This window comes from Rhizobium sp. OAE497 (assembly GCF_040546565.1).
GTDB lineage: Bacteria > Pseudomonadota > Alphaproteobacteria > Rhizobiales > Rhizobiaceae > Rhizobium.
The window spans coordinates 298459-315490 of the sequence record NZ_JBEPOA010000003.1 but is presented as its reverse complement, the minus strand read 5'-3'; the positions used below and the strand labels follow the sequence as shown (position 1 = coordinate 315490).

General features: G+C 59.9%; 14 protein-coding genes. 7 read left to right on the top strand and 7 right to left on the bottom strand.

Annotation, left to right across the window (positions count from 1 at the left end):
* Positions 1 to 53: 53 nt before the first annotated feature.
* The 4 genes from ABIE40_RS28010 to ABIE40_RS27995 are packed head-to-tail and all read right to left on the bottom strand — an operon-like array spanning position 54 to position 2315.
* Positions 54 to 734: an HD domain-containing protein gene (locus ABIE40_RS28010; protein WP_199628623.1), complete on the bottom strand. Its 681-nt coding sequence runs from the start codon at positions 732 to 734 to the stop codon at positions 54 to 56.
* Between the two features lie 14 nt (positions 735 to 748).
* Positions 749 to 1411: an HD domain-containing protein gene (locus ABIE40_RS28005; RefSeq protein WP_199628624.1), complete on the bottom strand. Its 663-nt coding sequence runs from the start codon at positions 1409 to 1411 to the stop codon at positions 749 to 751.
* Between the two features lie 11 nt (positions 1412 to 1422).
* A complete protein-coding gene (locus tag ABIE40_RS28000) occupies positions 1423 to 1878 on the bottom strand; it encodes a carboxymuconolactone decarboxylase family protein (protein ID WP_199628625.1) in 456 nt (151 codons plus the stop codon).
* Positions 1879 to 1895: 17 nt separating this feature from the next.
* Positions 1896 to 2315, bottom strand: coding sequence for a cupin domain-containing protein (locus ABIE40_RS27995; protein WP_199628626.1), 420 nt, complete (start codon positions 2313 to 2315; stop codon positions 1896 to 1898).
* 93 nt (positions 2316 to 2408) lie between these two features.
* On the opposite strand from ABIE40_RS27995, the gene pdxR reads away from it, so the two are divergent.
* Complete coding sequence (gene pdxR / locus ABIE40_RS27990; protein ID WP_199628671.1) at positions 2409 to 3812, top strand: MocR-like pyridoxine biosynthesis transcription factor PdxR; 1404 nt, start codon at positions 2409 to 2411, stop codon at positions 3810 to 3812.
* Between the two features lie 1417 nt (positions 3813 to 5229).
* Here pdxR and ABIE40_RS27985 read toward each other — a convergent pair.
* The gene (locus tag ABIE40_RS27985) at positions 5230 to 6153 is read right to left on the bottom strand and encodes a sensor histidine kinase (RefSeq protein WP_199628627.1); all 924 of its coding nucleotides are present in this window, start codon (positions 6151 to 6153) and stop codon (positions 5230 to 5232) included.
* 538 nt (positions 6154 to 6691) lie between these two features.
* Here ABIE40_RS27985 and ABIE40_RS27980 point away from each other — a divergent pair.
* From ABIE40_RS27980 to ligD, 4 genes are all read left to right on the top strand, one after another.
* Positions 6692 to 8377: a sensor histidine kinase gene (locus tag ABIE40_RS27980; RefSeq protein WP_199628628.1), complete on the top strand. Its 1686-nt coding sequence runs from the start codon at positions 6692 to 6694 to the stop codon at positions 8375 to 8377.
* Positions 8370 to 8747, top strand: coding sequence for a response regulator (locus ABIE40_RS27975; protein ID WP_199628629.1), 378 nt, complete (start codon positions 8370 to 8372; stop codon positions 8745 to 8747). The genes ABIE40_RS27980 and ABIE40_RS27975 overlap by 8 nt, the downstream gene beginning before the upstream one ends.
* A 227-nt stretch (positions 8748 to 8974) precedes the next feature.
* Positions 8975 to 9277 carry a DUF982 domain-containing protein gene (locus ABIE40_RS27970; RefSeq protein WP_354541197.1) on the top strand — a complete coding sequence of 101 codons (303 nt, stop codon included), beginning with the start codon at positions 8975 to 8977 and terminating at the stop codon, positions 9275 to 9277.
* Between the two features lie 130 nt (positions 9278 to 9407).
* Complete coding sequence (gene ligD / locus ABIE40_RS27965; protein ID WP_199628630.1) at positions 9408 to 10445, top strand: non-homologous end-joining DNA ligase; 1038 nt, start codon at positions 9408 to 9410, stop codon at positions 10443 to 10445.
* An 884-nt stretch (positions 10446 to 11329) separates the two neighbouring features.
* On the opposite strand, the gene nhaA is transcribed toward ligD, so the two are convergent.
* Positions 11330 to 12511, bottom strand: coding sequence for a Na+/H+ antiporter NhaA (gene nhaA, locus ABIE40_RS27960; protein ID WP_112717484.1), 1182 nt, complete (start codon positions 12509 to 12511; stop codon positions 11330 to 11332).
* 296 nt (positions 12512 to 12807) lie between these two features.
* Between nhaA and ABIE40_RS27955 the strand changes: the two genes are divergently transcribed.
* Positions 12808 to 14721, top strand: a complete 1914-nt coding sequence (locus tag ABIE40_RS27955) for a methyl-accepting chemotaxis protein (RefSeq protein ID WP_199628631.1) — start codon at positions 12808 to 12810, stop codon at positions 14719 to 14721.
* An 830-nt stretch (positions 14722 to 15551) separates the two neighbouring features.
* Complete coding sequence (locus ABIE40_RS27950) at positions 15552 to 16670, top strand: HWE histidine kinase domain-containing protein (protein WP_112717488.1); 1119 nt, start codon at positions 15552 to 15554, stop codon at positions 16668 to 16670.
* Here the strand turns inward: ABIE40_RS27950 and ABIE40_RS27945 are convergent.
* Positions 16657 to 17028, bottom strand: a complete 372-nt coding sequence (locus ABIE40_RS27945) for a DUF6894 family protein (protein ID WP_199628632.1) — start codon at positions 17026 to 17028, stop codon at positions 16657 to 16659. The two genes, ABIE40_RS27950 and ABIE40_RS27945, sit on opposite strands and share 14 nt — an antisense overlap.
* Positions 17029 to 17032: the final 4 nt, after the last annotated feature.

The following is a 17032-nucleotide window of genomic DNA, read 5'->3' as shown; positions in this document are numbered from 1 at the left end:
CCGTTCGGGGGCGGAGGGGGTCGAACTGAATCTTGACTGGCCCTGGAGAGCACTTAGTGCCCGTGGTTGCACTGTTTCCCGCATTGATGGGCATTGACGCTCCAGCGAGACGAGAAGATCGCCTTGCAGATGTCGACCCTTTCGAACGTCGGGTCCTTGAACGCAAGGACGTCGTCGTTGAACGTACCAAAAGTGCTCTGAGGTCGATGCCTCATGCCTTGATAGAACGCATCGATAATGCCCTCAGCGAACCCTTCTTCCCGCGGGAACGCCGCGGCGACCCCTTCACGCTCCGAAGGGGAGAAGTCGTCGAAGCCCCGTCCCACCACGTCCATTCCGGCGCCTGCCTGAACGAGCGCAATCTCCGCGCCCATGAACTCTGGTATGCCCGGCGTCGTGTGAAGAGCGACCGCGTTCCACACGACCTCGACATCACCGGCCGCGATCCCACAGCTTCGAAGGAATTCGGCTGCGGCATTGGCGCCGTCGACCTCGAAGCGGAGCTGGCTGTCGCCATAGTGTTCCGTAAGGCCGACGTCGTGGAACATGCATGCCGCGTAGAGCAGTTCAGGGTCGAAGTTCATTCGTTTCCTGTTCCCGACCATCGCGCCCCAGAAGTAAACTCGGACGGAGTGGTTGAACAGGAGGTCGTTTTCCGTGTCGCGGATGAACTCGGTGACCTGACGAGCGAGCAGGCTGTCAGGAATAGCTATTCCTTCAATCTTCTCAATCATGCCGGTGTCCTTCTTCAATCGTTGCGGCATTCGAGGCAGGTCCATGGGGAGTTACGCATCAGACAGCAGAAGTCGCGACGATGAAAATGAGGATTCCTGTCGGCCATCACGTCAGCAAGACCGGTTCCATGCGTCACCTCGGGCCGATGCTGCAAACCATCATAGAGAGCCTGCAGCAGGCCTTCGGCAAAATCCGGACCGTGCGGGAAGGCGGCTTCTACCGCCTTGCGCTTCGCTTCGTCGAACAGATCGTATCCAACTCCTACCAGGTCCATCATGACGCCTTCGGCCGTGAGGGCGGCAATCGGATCGAGATGAGGTGAAATGCCGGGGGTCGTGTGCAACGCGATCGCAAGCCAGACCCTCTGCATGTCGTCCTGGGAGATATTATGGCCGCAAAGGAAGTCGCGGGCAGCGTTCGCCCCGTCCACCTCGAAGCGCAGCCGGCTCCCCTTGAAGCCGGCCGTCAGGCCCACGTCGTGGAACATGGCCGCCGTGTATAGCAGTTCGTGATCAGACGTCAGGCCGCGGCGCTGCCCGGCCATGGCGCCCCAGAGGTAGACGCGCGTCGAATGATCGAACAGCAGAGTGCTTTCCGTCTCCCGGATGAATTCGCGCGCTTCGCGGGCGAGAGCGCTGTCCGGTATCCCGACGTCTGAGATTTCAACGACAGCCATGTTCCAACCTCCTAGGCCTCGATGACTGCTTGAGGCGTATTGCGGAAGCTGATCGCCATGCGGTTATAGCTGTTCATCAGGCTGATGGCGATCGTTAGATCGACAAGCTGCCTCTCATCGAACACTCGACGCGCTGCTTCATAAGCTTCGTCGGGTACCCCTGTTTCCGAGACGAGGGTCACGGTTTCGGCCCAGGCTAGCGCAGCGCGCTCGGTGTCGCTGAAAAGGCTACCGCCTTCCTCCCAAGCCTGGACCAGGGCGAGCTTTTCGGTTTTGACGCCGCGCTTGATGAGTTCGCGAGTGTGCATGTCTAGGCAGTAGGCGCAGTTGTTGATCTGCGATATGCGAAGATACACGAGATCCACGAGCTCGCCTGGTAGACCGCTCTGCAGGACATAGCCGTAGACGCCGCCGAGGGCTTTAGCGCCAGCGGGAGCGACTTGGTTGTAATCCAACCTTCTTGTCATGGTTCGACTTCCTTCTGTTACTTGATGGGGGTGGTGAGCTTCGTTTCGCCGGTGTCGACGACGAACACGGCAAGCAGCTTTGCTGGGACCGTCATGCTGGCGTTGCGGCTGACCGAGTGAGTGGCGCCCGGCGCCTCGAACCAGCTTTCGCCCGCCTTGTATCGTCGGGTCTCTCGGTCATTGACCTTTGACTCCACCTCTCCTTCGAGGACGTAGGCGTAGATGAAGGCAGAGGAGGCATGCGTGTGGGGGAGAGACGAGGTGCCGGGCGCATAGTCGACTTCCACGACACGCATCGTCTTGCCGGGAATGTTGGCTATTGCTTGAGAAAACTTCGGCGTGACGCTCTCCCTGCCGTCGTCGTGGGCCGCCGCCGACGAGGCGAGCGAAATGGCAGTTGCCAGTGCGGCCGCAGCGGATGTTATCGATCGTTTCATGATTCATTCTCCTTGAGAGACGCACTGAAAATGCTCCCAACTTGATGCAGAAAAAAGAACCAAGAACGCGAAGAAGTAATGTACCATGTGATCATGAACACGCCGCTCAAACTGACCGTCGACCGGTCTGAAAAACATTCCCTGTCAGAGCAGATCCGAAGGGGGATCGCGAAAGCAATTGACGACGGAGTACTTGAGCCGGGAGCAAGGCTTCCGTCGTGGCAGGATCTTGCAGCCCAACTCGGCGTTGCGCGGGGAACGGTACGGGCTGCCTATGAAAAGCTTGCCGCGGCTCAGTTGATTCAATCCTCGAAGGCCGCGGGGACGCACGTTGCCGATCGTCGTCGGGCCACGTTTAAATCGGAACGGTCGCCTGCGGCGGGCTCGTTCGTCGAGGCATATCTTGAGATGACACAAGGCCCCGCGCTTTTCCAAATGGGCGTCCCGGCATCTTCAACAATGCCGTCGACGCTGCTCGCACGGATACGGGCGAGTGCCGTTCGCGCAGAACTCACCGCTCCTCCGCTCTACCCCGACCCCCGCGGCGAGCTGGATCTTCGGAGAGAAATTTCAGCCTATTTGGCTGTGGGGCGAGGCATCAACTGCTCGCCGTCACAGGTCATCATTACTGCCGGGTTCGCAGGGGGGCTTGGGCTGACCCTCAACGCGCTCGGGATAAGAGACGAATGCGCGTGGTTTGAAGATCCGGGGTTCGCCTGGACCCGGCGGGCGCTTGAGCTCGCCCATTTGCGGCCACTTCCGATCCCCGTCGACGACGAAGGCTTGGTCCTCGATCATGCGCTTCGCCTTCATCCCGATGCGAGGCTCGCAGTACTGACGCCGGGCCAGCAGGCGCCGCTTGGTGCCACCCTATCGCTGCGGAGACGGCTGCAACTTCTTGAGTGGGCGGAGAGCAGCAATGGCTGGATTATAGAAGACGACTACTTGAGCGAATTGCAGTTGACTGGGCGAGCCGCGCCGGCGCTTGCTTCCATCGACAATATCGGCCGTGTCATCCACATTGGGTCCTTCAGCAAGACGATCAGTCCCGCATTAAGGCTCGGCTTCGTGATCGCTCCTGAAGACCTTGCAGGCCGTTTCGCTGAAGTGGCGGCGTGTCTCGCTCCAGCTCCCAGCCCGTCGATACAACTGGCCATTTCCGAATTCATTCGGGAGGGCCACTATCTGCGGCACCTGAGGAGAACGAAGCGGGCCTACGTGTCGGCACGGCAGCCGGTTCTCGATTTTTTCCGAGAGGCTCTCGGCCCACATAGAGTTTCGGCTCAAGGACTGTCAGTTCTGCTGAAGCTGCCCAAGGGCGCCCCCGATGTCGCGATGGCTAGAACCGCGCTCACGTTCGGCGCCTTTCCCGCGGCGCTTTCACCGTGGTACGCATCGCCTGCAACGGCGGAGGCGGGGCTGCTGCTCGGCGTGGCCACCGCACCTACGGGGAACATAGTCCGGACATGTGAGCGGCTTCTCGCTGTAATCACATGATGCTTCTGAATCCGGTAAGTCGGTCGGTTTGTCAGCAACATGCCGCCTATGTTGAGTATGCTCTTTGACTGTCTTGCACTCAGCTAAAGACCCACACCCGATAGTGTCGTGGGCCTTCGGCCTAAGGATAGGCGAACGCTTCTGCATATTGTGGAGGGCATCTGCGTTCACGGACCGAACCTCCAGGGGCCGAAATTGCCCCTCCAAAACAGACTTCCTCCCGCGCCTCGTGACGCTCGCGTTCCCGCGATCTCGGCGCCAACCAGTCGCTGTAGCAGATCAGGTTGGCCGGTCGGCTAACATGCTCCGCTCGAGCGCGTGGGGCATCCCAGTTCGATGCCAAGCCTTGGCCGTCGGCCGCAGCAGTCTATAGGGGTGGCCTTCGCCTTCGTTAATTCAGGCACGTCCGCCATCCCGGCGATGAGCCTAATGGGAAGCTCAGGGCCGTCTTACAGACATTCCTTGTGGGATCTCGGTCGACCCGGCCGGCCTGCCCGGATCATCGTTGGACCCATCAGCTTTAGCTCTCTTGAAGCGATGCAAACAGGCGCGCGAGATTTCTCACACGCGATGCAGACCACCGAGCCAAGAAGGAGTGTCCTGCCCGTCCAGTCGCGTCGCTGCACGAGGCGAAAGCGTACTCGGGTTGAATTTTCCGCCGATCGATGCCGTCGAACCCGAATCCTTTGGCAGTTCCGACGCCAAAGGTTTCATCTCCGCGATGGCCGCTCCGGACGAAGCGCCGGAAACCGTCGACCCGGAGCGTAAACACTATCAGGTCCGGCTTTTGGTCCTCCTGCGATTTCAGCGGAGGCAATTTTTGACCCGTCCCTGCAGTCGGCGCCGCAGTAAAAGTATCCGATCAAAGCGATCTTGGACACACGGCGCGGTCGGCAGGGCTGGGAACGGCTTACGAGCACTAAAACCAAAGATACGTTAGTTCCTGCGGATCTCTCATTTCACGTTCACGTTGCTTGTACAACCTCGAATAAATGTCTTTAATAGTTCCGCAACCTCAGAAGCAGCTTTGAAGCGAATTTCAGGGCACTTCCCCGGAGGGTAAGCCATGTCCATTGAAAGCCCGACAGCACTTATCGTTGAAGATGAACGGATCATCGCTTTCGATCTGGCCGACGCCATGACCGACGCGGGATAACGTGTGAAAATCGCACATGACGCGGGTAGCGCAATTGATCTTGTGCGTCAGGAACCATCCTTTTCGGCGGCGGTCATCGACCTCTGCCTGCGAGGAAATATGCAAGGTGGCGATCTGGTGCGGATATTGCGAGCGAAACATCCGGCCCTGCCGATCTGCGTCATGACCGTTACACGGACGGACTCGACCTTCCGGAGGAAGTTCCGGTGCTGCAGAAGCCCTTCGACTACGACGTCCTGATAGAATTGCTGAAATGACCTTTCAGGTCGCAATCGGCAGGTGAAGCGAGCAGCGCAGTCCTTGGGGCAGGAACTCGAACGGCTGGTTAGCGCGAACGTAAGCGCTGACGAGGCGCGAGCCGAACCCGACCCGGCCGGAATGTTCAACCCTTGGCCCACCTGTCTCACGCCAGACAAGCAGAACATGACGCGACTGCGTCATCAAATCGATCCAGACCTGGCCTCCCTCATTGCTGAGCGCGCCATGCTCCTGGGCGTTGAAGACAAGCTCCTGCAGCGCAGTCGCAATGGCTTCCGCATCGCCCGCTTCGATCGCGACATCCGTGCCCGTCACCGCGAAACGGGAGGGCAGGTTGCTCGCTTCGATAATCCGGTCCAGCAGTCGAAGCAGCGAGATTTGCTGCCATCCGGTTTCCGACAGAAGGCCGTGTATAAGGCCCAGCCCACGTACCCGCTTGCTGAGGAGATCCTGAAGTTCGGCCTTCGTGGTAGCACGGCGGGCGGTGTGGTTGAGCATGGCCTGCATGACCGCGATGTTGTTACGGACCCGGTGGTTCAGCTCTGCAATCATTAGCTGGCGACCGGCTTGCAGATCCTTCTGGTCGTGGATGTCGACGCACGAGCCGAAGTAGCCTGCGAACGCGCCGTCGCGCTCGAAGGGCTTACCGTTATCAAGGATCCAGCGGAAGGCGCCGTCATGGCGCCGCAGGCGATACTCCATGACGAACGGAATGCGCTTCTCAAAAGCGGTCGAATAGGTGTCGAGACAGCGATCGATATCCTCGGTGTGAACACCCTCAAGCCATCCCATTCCCAGCTCCTGCTCCATGAACCGGCCGGTAAACGCGAGCCACGGCTTGTTGAAGTAGTCGCATTGCGCGTCCGTAGCTGACCGCCAGATCATTACCGGGGCGTTCTCCGCCAGCTCCTGAAACAAGTCCGACATGCGGTAACTATCCTCCAGATTGATCCACGGCGCTGAGTACGAGGCTTATCTGGACCGGATCATCCGAAAGGGAAGATGGACACGCTCCTGATACCTCATTCAAGGCTTTGTCCGCAATCGTACACGGCGCGCATGCTTCGCTCGAGGTCGCTCGCGATGTCATCTTCATTCGATTTCGACCCCATACAGATGGCTGTACGCGTGTTTCGAACGGAGATCTGGAGTATTATGCGCGCGTCATGAACGGCTGCTCTTCCACGGCGAAAAACCGGCCGCGGCAAAGTCCTTGGCTCTTCGTTCGTCCGGGTGTTGGTTCGTTTGGGCCACGGGCCTAGGTGTCATGCGTTGCTGCGGCGCGACAGGCTTGCATCCGGGGATCGAATCGATCTTCTCTGTCGCTGCCGGGCGTTGGTCTCCCCAGACGGACAACCCGATGCAGGGCGCTCTGACATGATGTCGAGAAGCGCCCTTTTTCGCTGCTTTTCTCCGCCGCGAGGTCGTGCTTTATAAGACTGTTGCGGGCTCTGAGGAGGGCGGCATGAGACTGAAGCTTGTAGCGGTTGCCGTGGCAGCGCTTGCGCCCGTCATCGCGATACTCGCCTACAACGAAGTCGCGACGCGTCAGGCACGAATGTCTGAGGTCACGGCGCAGGCTTCACAGGCAGCCCGGCAGGCGTCGTCCGAAGTCGAGCGTATCGTGGAAGGCGTCCGCTCCATGATGGTGGCTGTGACCTCGATGCCGTCCGTCCGGCATCTGGACGGTCCGAACTGCAATGACGCCCTGAAGTCGCTTGCGGAGAACGTCCCGAACATAGGTACGATTTTCGTTCTCCGCCCCGACGGCAGTCCGGTCTGCGGAAGCGTAGGGATTCCTTCAAGTGCCGCGTTCGGCGATCGCGAGTACTTCAGAAAGGCCGTCGAGGCGAAGAACTTCGTCGTTGGAAAATACACGAAGAGCCGCATCACCGGCGCGGCAGTCCTTCCGATGGCAATGCCTCTCGTCGAGGGCGACGCCGTCACGGCAGTCGTTGTCAGCGGCATAAGGCTCGACTGGCTGCAGAACCGGATCACAGAACGTGGCGTGGCGCCTGGAAACGCGGTCACGCTCGCGGATGGACACGGGACAATCTTGGCCCGAGTACCGCTCCCGGAGCAATTTGTCGGTACGGTCATCCCCGACGAGTACCAGAATCTAATCCATGCCGACCGGCCGGGCGTCATCGAGGTGAAAAGTCAGGACGGAACCGAGCGGCTGCTTGGTTACCGGCCGATCTCGGTGCCGGGCAGTCCGATTTACGTCAGTGCCGGTGTTTCCGTTGCTGATGCCTTCGCGCCGATCAACAGGGCGACGATCGCCAACACGCTCGGTATTGCGGCCGGCGCAGCCGTTTCCCTGATCCTCGCCCTCATCATCGGCAATCGCTTCCTGCTTAACCCAATATCGCGCATCGCCGACGTCATGGAACGATGGAAGTCGGGCGAGGGCGCCGCCCGCACGCGAATGAAGCCTACCGACGAATTGCACGCGGTTGGAGCGACCCTGGACGGCCTTCTCGACGAGCTGGATTGCAGGAGAGTTCAGAACGAATCGTCCGTCCAGGAGAGGACGCTTCTCGCTCGGGAGCTTGCCCATCGGGTCAAGAATGGATTCGCACTCGTCCAGGCCATCGCGCGGCAGACCTTCGGTCGAGCCGACCCGGAGCGATATCAATCCTTCTCGGAACGTCTTGCGGCACTGGCGGGCACGTATGATCTCCTCTTGTCGAGGGAGGGCGCCGCTTCCTCCATGAACGATGTTGTCGCCGCCGCGCTTCGTGCGCATCTGTCTGAGGCACGTCGGATTTCGGTATCGGGGCCGGATGTTCCGCTATCGTCCGATCTCGCCCTGCCGCTGTCCCTCGTGCTTCATGAACTGGCGACGAACGCGACGAAGTACGGGAGCCTTCACGTCGAAGGCGGGTCGGTCGCCATCGACTGGACCGAGATGGATGGCCGCATCGACCTCTGTTGGCGTGAGGAGGGCGGTCCGCCCGTTGCCGCGCCCACCAGGAAGGGCTTCGGCAGCGTCCTCATCGAGCGCGCCTTTCCGTCGAAAGCAAACGCCGTCAGCAAGTTTCAATTCCGTCCCGAAGGCCTATGCTTCGAAATAAGTTTCGACCTGCGGGAACCACAGCAGACCGGAGAAGTTCATGGGGCTGCGGTGGGTGTGAGGCGGAATGCGTAACCTAATTCTGATCGTCGAAGACGAACCTCTTGTGCGGATGCTTGCGGTCGACATGGCGCAGGACGTCGGATTCGATACGCTTGAAGCAGCCAGTGCCGACGAGGCACTTCTGCTTCTCGAAGCTCACCCGAACATCCAAATCCTCATGACCGACATCGACATGCCCGGAAGCATGAACGGCCTCAGGTTGGCGGCCATCACCCGCGAACGGTGGCCAGCCATTGAGATCGTCGTTGTTTCGGGCATGCGACGGCCCCAGGGAGACGAGCTCCCGGCCGGGTGCGCCTTCTACGGCAAGCCTTACGATATAGGCGTGATAACAGAGGAGCTGCAGCGGATGACCGGGCTTCAGTCGGCGGCCAGCGCTTGATGTGCGGCCGTCATCATCCTGCCGCGAGACGGAGCTCGGGAGCACTCGTCCCGAGGACGCGCTCATACTCTTGTTCCGGCCGGCCATAGGACTTGCCTGCGTAGGCATAAGCAACCTGGCACCTTGTAGAGGTTGTCTCCGATTTATCTCGTTCAGTGCCATTCGCAGAAATCGACTCGACGCCGACGAATCAGCTCCCATGTGATTCGTTGTGACATCGAGAGGTATTGCGTGATGAACACACACCCGATCTGAAAGTTCCAGTACGTCCGCTTCATGTTGAAATTGACGGAGTCGGCAGGTATCGGCAGGCGTTCTCTGTCGACGACCTGGCCGCACTGCTTCTGCGCGGATGGCCCCAGTCGGCGAAGACCGATCCCGCATTCCATCGGGCACTAGCGACTTCTCTCGACGCGATGGAGCTCTACGTCGACGCCGAAACGGCTCGCGAGGCGTTCGTGGATGCTGCGCGCACGGCTGGAATGACCGTGCTACCCGACGACATGGCCGAGATGCGCAGTACGGGATAGGCAAAAAAAGCCCCGCCGGGGCGGGGCAGTCGGAGAGCGTCACATCCGGGAAAGGACGTCACGCCTCCATCGTAGCATCCCGTGAGCCATAGACAATTCGTCATCAGCTTTTCCTAACGAAGTTTGAGACATGAATAAGCGATCCCAGCCCCTGCTATCCGATGAACAGAGCCTCAGGAGCCGGGCGCGCAAGCGTCGCGACCCGGCGCAGCCGAACCTGCTTCTGGACCAGATGCCCGACCGCATCGAACCTGCCTTGGCGCTCCTGAAGGCCAGGCCTCCCAGCGACTCTCGCTACATCGCCGAGGTCAAGTTCGACGGCTATCGAGGCGCGATCCACGTTGAGCCCGGCGGCGTCCGCTTCCTCACAAGGGGAGGCCATGACTGGACGGAGCGCTTCCCCGGCATCGCCGACGCGGCACGCGATCTCGGCGTCGCGAGTGCTATCCTCGACGGCGAAGCCGTTGTCCTGGACGAACAGGGACGATCTGACTTCGGCGCATTGCAGCGTTCGCTGGGCGGCAGGGGTGGCAAGCTGCCCTCGGGCAATTCCGTCTTCTACGCCTTCGACCTGCTCTACCTCGACGGGCATGACCTCCAGAAGATGGAACTGTCGAGCAGGCGGCATCTGTTGGAGGAGCTGCTCGACGGCCGGGAAGGGGCGATACGGTTTTCCGAGCAGATCGACGGCGACGCCGTCTCGATCTTCAACGCGGCCTGCGAACACGGGCTTGAAGGCGTCATCTTCAAGGACCCGGACAGCCCGTATCGTTCCGGCCGGACGGGCGACTGGATCAAGGTGAAATGCATCCAGTCCGAGAGTTTCTTCGTCGTCGGCTATGAGAAGTCGGCGGTTGCCCGCGGAGGCGTCGGAAGCCTCCTGCTGGCCGCGCGCAAGGGCGGCGTCCTTCAATACGTCGGTTCGGTCGGTACGGGATTCAAATACAAGGACGCCGTGGAACTGCGCGATATGCTCGACAAGCTGGCCATGAAGAAGCCGCTGATCACCTACGACGGACGTCGAAAAAATGTCGTCTGGGCGCAGCCCACCCTTATAGCCGAGGTCGAATACCGCGCCTGGACCTACGACGGCAAGCTCAGGCACGCGTCCTACAAGGGACTGCGAGTCGTGCAGGACAACGCGGCCGTCTACGAGATCGAGGGGTGATCGTCGACGGCGTCCTGCAGCCGTTTGACGCGCAGCGGACACCGTTAGCCGAGACATGTCCACCATCCCGTTGTAGTCTGGGTCAAGCTGCACCGCTGAGAGGCGCTCCCGAGACGGCCTCAAAAAGCTCTGTATGGAGAGGACTTATTCGCGCGGCGAAGATTATCGTCAATGTTGCGCATTGCTTGAAGATGGAAGGTTATAAGAACATCATCAAGGGTAATGTCCATAATAAGGATCATACAAAATACGGGCGAACGGCCGGTGTACGTTGCGGATATCCAAGGAACATACACCGGCGCCCCTCGCTTGCGTAAAGTAATATGATAACGAAATCATGGTCCGCCGGTTATATCCTAGCATAACACTTGATTCGTCGCCTAGGGTTCTTTTGGGTTCCCATTACGATCAACGAGTCTTCACAGGTTCGAACCGAGCCTCCATCGGGTCACGCAGTGGGTACCCTCTAGGTCCTCGAGATATGGTTGGTCGCAAAGGTTCCCGGCAAAGGATTGCGTGTCGACGTATCGTCGCAACGAAGACAGTTCCGTCGAGAGGGAATGCCGACAGAACCTTGATGAGATCGAATGGGAGGCCTCGACACATGGTTGGGCGACTGCCGAAGCACCGACGGCCGCTAAACCTGTAGGTCGTCAGACGGGCGGGGGTGCAACCGAGTGCCCCAATAGTAAGACGCTCGCCATCAGAACGCCTATCAGGGACACTGCGCCCACAAGCGCGAGCGCGACTTGGTAATCTTTCAATCTCATGGATATGATATAGGCGTCTCGAACTTCTTTTGAAACACGTGCGACGATACGACCTCGATTAAAAAGATCCGGCCTGGATCCGGATATCCCCATTCAAGCGGGCATTCAGCTCAATTAGGCGCGCCTCTTGAACAAGCCGAGAACGATCGCTCCGATCACGCCGGACGCCACCGAACCGAGCAAGATGCCCATCTTCACATGATCCTGGATCTGCGGGTCATCGAAGGCCAGCAGGCCGATGAAGAGGCTCATGGTGAAGCCGATCCCGCAAAGAGCCGCCACGCCTGTCATCTGCCCCCAGCTCGCCTTGGCTGGGAGATCAGCGAGACCAAGCTTGACTAGGAGGGCGACCGTGCCGAGCACGCCGACAAGCTTGCCAAGCAAAAGGCCCGAGGCGACACCCATTGTCAGCGGCTCGGAGAAGATGCTGAGCGAGGCTCCGTCGAAGGAGACGCCGGCGTTCGCAAACCCGAAGATCGGCACCACGAGGAAAGCGACTGGCCTGTGTAGCAGGTGCTCGAGATGGTGGAGCGGAGACTCCTGATGGGTCGCCTCCGGCGTGCCGGGCGTCACCTTCAGCGGGATGGTGAGCGCGAGCAGCACGCCCGCAAGCGTCGCATGAATACCGGAGAGGAACACAAGAAGCCACAGCACTGCGCCAAGCGCGATGTACGGCCACAGCGTGACGACCTTCGATCTGTTCAGGCCGTACAGGGTTGTCAGAACCGCGGCCGCGCCCGCGAGTGCCAGGAGGTTGAGGTCAGATGTGTAGAAGAGGGCGATCACCACCACCGCGCCGAGGTCGTCGATGATGGCGAGCGCGGCAAGGAAGATCTTAAGCGACGCCGGCACGCGCGGGCCGAAGAGCGAGAGCACGCCCAGAGCAAAGGCGATGTCGGTCGCGGTCGGGATCGCCCAGCCGCGCAGCGCGGCCGGGTTCTCCCAGTTGAAGCCGACATAGAGCAAGGCCGGGAAGATCATGCCGCCGAGCGCGGCCGCGCCGGGCAGGATTCGTCTGCTCCAGGACGAGAGCTGGCCGTCCAGCATCTCGCGCTTGATCTCCAGTCCAACGAGTAGGAAGAACAGCGCCATTAGCGCGTCGTTGATCCAATGCAGCAGGCTGAGCGGGCCGATGTAGACGTGTAGGGCGTGGAAGTAGTCCTCAGCGAGCGGAGAGTTGGCCGTGACGATGGCGGCAAGTGCCACAGCCATCAAGACAAGACCGCCGGAGGCCTCGTTGTCGAGGAAGTGGCGAAAGGTGGACCGAATACGGCCCGCAGGAATAGGCGACGACATAGGTCAGCGCTCCCTTGTGGAAGGTTGATCGTAGTCTCCGTCAATTTCGGGAAATGGCCCGTGGCGCACGCAGCACACGCCGTGTGAAGTGGATAGCGCAAGAGCGCGTCGCCTTCCAGAAAAAACGCCCTTGGAGCTTGAAAACCCGCAGTTCACTGCTACGACTCGCGGGGTCACTTCTTGATCCTTTGACTATCAACATTTGCCATCGACAAGTCTTGATCGTGCTTAATGCGCGGTTAGTAAAGTCACCCCTAATTTAGGCTCATCTTCAGCGCCGTGTGATAGGGGTGACTATGCGGAACGTTTCGATCAAGGGAAAATTCTTACTGCTACTGGGCATCTTCGGCGCCTTCGTCGCCGCTTCGACGGCCTACACAAGCTTCAAGATGATGGAAATCGACGGTTCGTATAACGCGCTCATGTCGGGCGAAAGTCTTGCCGCCACCAACATGGCGAGATCGAACCGGGCGCTTCAGACGGCGCGGGCCTCGATTGGCGATCTTCTCATGTCTCGAAGCAAGGATCTCAGCGCCTCTGCGACAAATGCTTTGTCTGACGCCCGGTCTTCGTTCGTCAAGTCGATGGATGTCGCGGCCGCTGCCCTTCCGTCCGACGCCGAGATACCGGCGCTTAAAATACGGGCTCTTCGCGTCCTTGACGAGGCATGCGCTCCATCCGTTCTAGCTGCCTCGAAATCGACCTCTTTGGAAGAAATCGGCGCCTCCCAGGATGCATTTTTGAAATCTTGCCAGCCGTTCTTTCCCGAGCTTTCAAAAGAGTTCGTGCAGAAGACCCAGAAGCTCGTCGATGTCGCCGACCAGTTGTCCGACGGTCTCAGCGCCGATGCGTGGGCCACCGAATGGCAAACTGCCGTCGGAACCCTTCTTGCGCTTGTGATGATCCTTGCCGCCGGCCTGTTCGGCGTTAGCCGCTGGCTGGTCAGGCCGATTACTGGACTTGCCGCGACGATGAGAACCTTGGCGTCGGCGGATCTGACCGCTCATGTCGCTGAAACCGACCGTAAGGATGAGGTTGGCGTGATGGCGCGCGCCGTGCAGGTCTTCAAGGACAACGGCCTCCAAGCGATCGAAGTCGAAGGAGAAGCCACGAAGGCACGTCATGCCAGCGAGGCGGAAAGACGTGCCAAGCTGGAGGACGACCGCCGTCGTGCCGATGAAATGTCTGCTGCCACCAAAGGTCTTGCTGAAGGCCTCAAGCGCCTCGCCAGCGGCCGGCTTGACTACAAGCTTGCCGAGCCTTTCGCTCCGGATTACGAAACGCTGCGTGCAGATTTCAACGCCGCTGTCGATCAGCTTGCGAACACGATGCTGTCGGTGTCGGAAGCTACGTCATCCATCGATTCCGGCTCCAACGAGATCAGCCGCAGCGCGGACGACCTGTCCAAGCGAACCGAGCAGCAGGCAGCTTCGTTGGAAGAGACCGCCGCTGCTCTGGATGAGATCACCACCAATGTGTCAAACGCGTCGCGTCGGACGGAAGAGGCTCGCAAGGCCGCTTCGGACGCGCAGACAAGTGCCGGCCATAGCGCTGAGGTCGTAGCTCGGGCCGTTGAGGCCATCGAAAAGATCGAGGGCTCGTCCCGGCAGATCTCCAGCATCATCGGCGTCATTGACGAGATCGCCTTCCAGACCAACCTGCTGGCCCTCAACGCAGGCGTCGAGGCTGCGCGCGCTGGCGAGGCTGGGAAGGGCTTCGCAGTCGTCGCCCAGGAAGTTCGCGAGCTTGCCCAACGATCTGCTCAAGCAGCAAAGGAGATCAAGGCGCTCATCCAAATGTCCGAGGCCGAAGTTGGGAATGGCGTTTCCTTGGTGAGGGAGACGGGAGGAGCGCTCGCGTCCATTCAGGATCATGTCTCCAGCATCAACAGGCTGATGGGCGCGATTGCGATTTCCGCAAAAGAGCAATCGGTTGGTCTTGTGCAGGTGAACACGGCCGTGAACGAGATGGATCAGGTGACGCAGAAGAATGCCGCGATGGTCGAAGAAGCCAATGCCGCGAGCGCCACACTTGCCAGCGAAAGCGGAAGGCTCCAGAGCCTCGTTTCCACTTTTACCTTGCCGCACGCAGTGCGATCCAAGCCCGAAGACTCGAACGGGACTGCCGTTCGGCGTCTCCGCAGCGTGATAGCGACGGCCCGGTCAGGCACTGCCGCCGCTTTGGCGAAGGATGATTGGCAGGAGTTCTGATAACGCCGACAGCAGACTGATCGCGGCGGTAAAATTCGGCGCGATCAAGAAGATCGGAGTCTCGCAGCACCAGATGAGCGTGCGTCACGAGAGCCGACGCGGGCACGACTTGATCACCCTCGGGAGCGGGAACCGATTGCGCCGAGATAGGTTATTTAAGTGCCGCCCGGCGACTTGTTTACCTGTTCGAGCAAGCGACCCCAGTTCTTGCTAAGTCGGACGGCAGTTCTCAATCTGGATGACCTAACTGCGCTGGTGGAAACGCCAGCGCTTTTTTTGGGAAAAGAAAAACAGAGACACCGCTTTGCCCTTGGTATCGGGGTTGTCACATGCGCACCAGCACTTCTTGCGATGGCGATTTTAAGTCCACAGGGCCAGCCGCTAAAATATGAAGCTGTATTCTTCAAAACAGGACGAAATCTAATTTTTCAATTTTGATGGAACAAGGCGCCGCTCTGATCGTTAATAGCGCGGACGCTATGGTGACCCACCGCACGCGTTCAATCTCTGCTCCCCTCACAACTCATTGGCAGAGAAAATAAAAGCCCACGCGCCGCCTTCGCGTGGGCTTTCTCTTTGCGAGACGGTCCTCAAAAGTACCTCGGAACTGATCCCCGGTTTGCTCGAGCCAACGACTGCTCCGACGCCTCATACGTACTGGCCGCCGCAGCCAACCGGCCTTCATACTGGCCGTTTCCAGGACATCCCCTACCGAGGAAAAGCGGCCGCGATGCTATGTCTTAATTAGTTGCGGACGCACTTCGCCTGCCTTAAGACAGTGAGGCACTCTCACGTGATGGTTGCGCCAATGGCCCCGAAGGGAGCCTCAAATGTCCTCCGAAACTTCCCGGACTACGCCACTGGCGATACTGACTTACTCCGTTGCGCGGCTGGCTGGCGTCAGAGATCCGAAGGACATTGTCCAGATCGTCCGATCCACCGCGCGCAGCATGATCGGGTGCCAAGGCATCGCGGTAATCCGTAAGGAAGGCGACCTGTGCCACTACATCGACGAAGACGCGATTGGCTCTCTTTGGAAGGGGCAGAAATTCCCAGCCTCGGCTTGCGTCAGCGGCTGGGCAATGGCTGAGCGACGGACGCTCGTCATTCCAGATATTGCCATGGAACCCCGTCTACCGAGCGAGCTCTACCAGGGGACGTTCGTCAGGGCCATCGCAATGGCTCCGGTAGGTGTGGCGGAGCCGGTCGGCGCGATTGGGGCGTACTGGGCGGCGCCCTATAGCCCGACTGACGGCGAGATCGCGGTTCTCGAAGCGCTCGCGAGCGCGGCAGCAACGGCGATCGAGAACGTCAGGCTGATCGAGGCGCTCTCAAAAGCGCTGGAGGACGCCGAGCTTGCACGTGACGAACTCAGGCACCGTGTCAAGAACGCATACATGGGGGTCCAGGGCCTCGCCCGACTTTCCGTCAAGGGGGAAGCTGGGGAGCAGCTTGTGAGCCGGATCGCGGCGCTCGCGCGCACGAACATCTTGCTCGACGAACGCATCACCGACGAGGCCCGGATCGATCTGCAGGAACTGGTTGAGATCGAGCTGGAGCCATACAGAACCACGGCGGCCGGCCGGTTCGTTGTCCACGGCCCAGTAACGGAGATTAGCGGAGCGAGGGCGGTCCCGCTCGGTCTGGCGATCAACGAACTCGCGACCAACGCTCTGAAGCATGGGGCGCTGTCCGTCGCTGAGGGAAGGGTTGAAATTTCGTGGTCGCGAGATGGCGGCCATCTCTATCTGTCATGGACGGAAACGAATGGCCCCACGGTGACGGTAAAGAAGGTCGGCGAGGGATCGGGGCTTCTCGCGCGCCTGGTCGAGCGCCAGCTTCGCGGGACACTCCGCCACGTGTTTGAACCCGAGGGGGTACGATGCTCTATCTCGTTCGACGAGCAGTCGTTCAGCGACGTCATGTTCGAGCAGACTAATACATTCTGAGAATCACGCTTTTCCAGCCGGCGGGCGCAGGCATCGCTGCAGCCTTCCGCACTTCCTCGTCGCCATTAGGGGGCCGGGCGTTGCCTGTGTTCGCGCGCCGATCAGCCCCCGTCGCCAGCAAATTTAGCAGGGCAGGTATTGCTTCGATGGTTGAGACGATCTCGCATGTTCCATCTGCATCGACAAGTTCGACGCCCGTCGAAAAGTTTTCCGAGCGGGACTGAATCGTGTCGGCGATCAAGTCTCGAAGGATTTCCAGAGCCTCTGCCCGCGCTTCGGATCGACTCGGAAAATCGCTCCCCTCGCGATCTTCTACGAGATAACCTTCGTGCCTGACGCCAAAAAAGTACTTGGTCATGACG

Excerpts from the sequence above, each read along its gene's own strand:
- ABIE40_RS28010 (WP_199628623.1), bottom strand. The coding sequence starts at position 734 with ATGATTGAGAAGATTGAAGGAATAGCTATTCCTGACAGCCTGCTCGCT.
- ABIE40_RS28005 (WP_199628624.1), bottom strand. The coding sequence starts at position 1,411 with ATGGCTGTCGTTGAAATCTCAGACGTCGGGATACCGGACAGCGCTCTC.
- ABIE40_RS28000 (WP_199628625.1), bottom strand. The coding sequence starts at position 1,878 with ATGACAAGAAGGTTGGATTACAACCAAGTCGCTCCCGCTGGCGCTAAA.
- ABIE40_RS27995 (WP_199628626.1), bottom strand. The coding sequence starts at position 2,315 with ATGAAACGATCGATAACATCCGCTGCGGCCGCACTGGCAACTGCCATT.
- pdxR (WP_199628671.1), top strand. The coding sequence starts at position 2,409 with ATGAACACGCCGCTCAAACTGACCGTCGACCGGTCTGAAAAACATTCC.
- ABIE40_RS27985 (WP_199628627.1), bottom strand. The coding sequence starts at position 6,153 with ATGTCGGACTTGTTTCAGGAGCTGGCGGAGAACGCCCCGGTAATGATC.
- ABIE40_RS27980 (WP_199628628.1), top strand. The coding sequence starts at position 6,692 with ATGAGACTGAAGCTTGTAGCGGTTGCCGTGGCAGCGCTTGCGCCCGTC.
- ABIE40_RS27975 (WP_199628629.1), top strand. The coding sequence starts at position 8,370 with ATGCGTAACCTAATTCTGATCGTCGAAGACGAACCTCTTGTGCGGATG.
- ligD (WP_199628630.1), top strand. The coding sequence starts at position 9,408 with ATGAATAAGCGATCCCAGCCCCTGCTATCCGATGAACAGAGCCTCAGG.
- nhaA (WP_112717484.1), bottom strand. The coding sequence starts at position 12,511 with ATGTCGTCGCCTATTCCTGCGGGCCGTATTCGGTCCACCTTTCGCCAC.
- ABIE40_RS27955 (WP_199628631.1), top strand. The coding sequence starts at position 12,808 with ATGCGGAACGTTTCGATCAAGGGAAAATTCTTACTGCTACTGGGCATC.
- ABIE40_RS27950 (WP_112717488.1), top strand. The coding sequence starts at position 15,552 with ATGTCCTCCGAAACTTCCCGGACTACGCCACTGGCGATACTGACTTAC.
- ABIE40_RS27945 (WP_199628632.1), bottom strand. The coding sequence starts at position 17,028 with ATGACCAAGTACTTTTTTGGCGTCAGGCACGAAGGTTATCTCGTAGAA.